Here is a 501-nt window from a genome sequence, read left to right on the forward strand (position 1 = left end):
CCAGGACGAAGTACAGCTTTTCCTCACCGTTCTTATTCAGATACACAGCCCAGTCGGGGTTGTACGTGCCAATGGGGGTTTCAATTTTGAAGCGGCTGGGAATCTTGAAGAACATCTTCACATCCGGGTCGTTGTCCAAGGCCACAGCCACCGGCTTCTCCACCGTGGAGCTGTCGTAAACCACATAGTCATAGACGCTGTGTTCCACCTTTACGGCGTTCCGATCCAGGTTGGCAAGCAACTCAGTGGTGTCGAAGATTTCCTGCACATAATATTCCTGGCCGTCCAGCTTCACATAACGGATACCGTCGATAGCCAAGGCGTGGCGGTGGCTGCGGATTAGCTCTACGGCTTGCTCCAGAAATGCCTCCGGATTGTTGAGAAAATCGCCACACCGTCCGCTCTCTACCAGAATCCGATTGACGGTAGCCGGGGTCAACAGCGTTTCATCGCTGATAGCGGTGATGATGTCCGGCAGGGCCTGATAATCGTTGGCAATCT

The 501-nt window shown here is 53.5% G+C and carries 1 protein-coding gene; it reads right to left on the minus strand.

Going from position 1 to position 501, the window contains the following annotated elements; all coding sequences use genetic code 11:
- Window positions 1–501 (minus strand): restriction endonuclease (locus H7U37_RS16565; protein WP_477742910.1); only part of this gene is annotated, 501 nt, incomplete at both ends.

This window comes from Pseudoflavonifractor phocaeensis, assembly GCF_016901735.1.
GTDB lineage: Bacteria > Bacillota > Clostridia > Oscillospirales > Oscillospiraceae > Pseudoflavonifractor_A.